The sequence below is a fragment of the Cohnella thermotolerans DSM 17683 genome (assembly GCF_000429825.1).
In the GTDB taxonomy this organism is placed as follows: Bacteria; Bacillota; Bacilli; order Paenibacillales; family Paenibacillaceae; genus Cohnella; species Cohnella thermotolerans.
This window is the reverse complement of the sequence record NZ_AUCP01000143.1, coordinates 1-1,474: the sequence shown is the minus strand read 5'-3', so window position 1 is coordinate 1,474 and position 1,474 is coordinate 1. Positions and strand designations below refer to the sequence as shown.

Here is a 1,474-nt window from a genome sequence, read left to right as displayed (position 1 = left end):
AGAACAAGCCCTGTTAACGTCTGCTATGCTCTTGCAGAAATAAATATGAGTCACAAAGTAGAAATCGATTTTACACCACTTGACGGGACGCTATCAGATTTTTCGTGTTGCACTCAAGAAATATTACTATACTTCTAAAAAGGCACCGCTAAAGTTTGCATATCAGAAAATGATTCAAGAATTCTACAGTCAGAATTGCAAAATTGACAACGGCGTAAGGCTCCCCATTATTCAGGATCCGAGTACAGTCCCTACGTATACTCAATTCAAGTATTATTTCAAGAAAGAGAATACCGTCAAGAGGGAAGTTTCCACAAGACAAAGTGCCAAAAAATATGAACTGCAGTACCGTCCTGTTCTTGGGAGTGCGACTGAGGAGGCAATAGGTCCTGGAAGTCGGTTTTTATTAGACGGGACTACATTCGACGTTTATCTTGTAAGCAGGATCAATAGGAACTGGATTATTGGTCGGCCATGCCTTTATTATGTGCAGGATGTTTTTAGTCGCATGGTGACGGGCATATATGTCGGTCTTGAATCAAGCTGGCTTTCTGCGGCTATGGCCATTGCGAATTGTTGTGAGGATAAGGTATCCTTCTGCAAACAATACGGGATTTCAATAAGACCAGAAGAATGGGAAGCAAGACATCTCCCAGAAACAATTCTCGGCGATAGAGGAGAACTCTTCAGTAGAGAGGTTGAAACACTTATAAAGAATTTACATGTCAAAATCGAAAATACCTCTTCATACAGAGGGGATTTAAAATCCATTGTTGAACGGCATTTTCGGACGACTAACGATACTGTGAAAATGATGTTGCCAGGTGTAATCAACCCAGATTTCCGGCAAAGAGGAAGCAGGGATTATCGTCTGGATGCGAAATTGGATCTATACCAGTTTACGCAGATAATCATCCGATGTGTGCTTCATCATAACAACCATTTCCTTCCGAATTATCCCCGCGAGGAAATGATGATCGCCGATGATGTCGAAAGTATTCCTTCGAAAATATGGCAGTGGGGTGTGCAGTTCCGGTCAGGCAAGCTGAGAGAAATTCCAAAGGAAATTGTTTTATTGAACATGCTTCCAACAAGTGAAGCTCTTGTGACCTATCAGGGCATCAGGTTTAAGGGACTGTACTATAGCAGTCACACTGCTCTCAAAGAACGCTGGATGGAGAAAGCCCGAAACGGAACAAGGAGGGTTTCTGTTAGCTACGACCCCCGCAATCTTGGAACCATATATCTTCGGGGGATTGGAGAAAAGGGGTATGAGTCATGTTTCCTTTTAAGCCAATACGATCAATTCAACAATCGTACTCTGGAAGAGATTGAATACTTGCAAGCAAAGGAAAACATGCATAAGGCGGTAAATGCGGAGATAGCGTCCCGTCAAGTGGTGTAAAATCGATTTCTACTTTGTGACTCATATTTATTTCTGCAAGAGCATAGCAGACGTTAACAGGGCTTGTTC

General features: G+C 42.3%; 1 protein-coding gene. It reads left to right on the top strand.

Annotated elements, in window-relative coordinates; all coding sequences use genetic code 11:
* The first annotated feature begins 508 nt into the window (after nt 1–508).
* Nucleotides 509–1,405, top strand: a complete 897-nt coding sequence (locus G485_RS27200) for a Mu transposase C-terminal domain-containing protein (RefSeq protein WP_240489196.1) — start codon at nt 509–511, stop codon at nt 1,403–1,405.
* Nucleotides 1,406–1,474 lie beyond the last annotated feature (69 nt).

Excerpts from the sequence above, each read along its gene's own strand:
- G485_RS27200 (WP_240489196.1), top strand. The coding sequence starts at position 509 with ATGGTGACGGGCATATATGTCGGTCTTGAATCAAGCTGGCTTTCTGCG.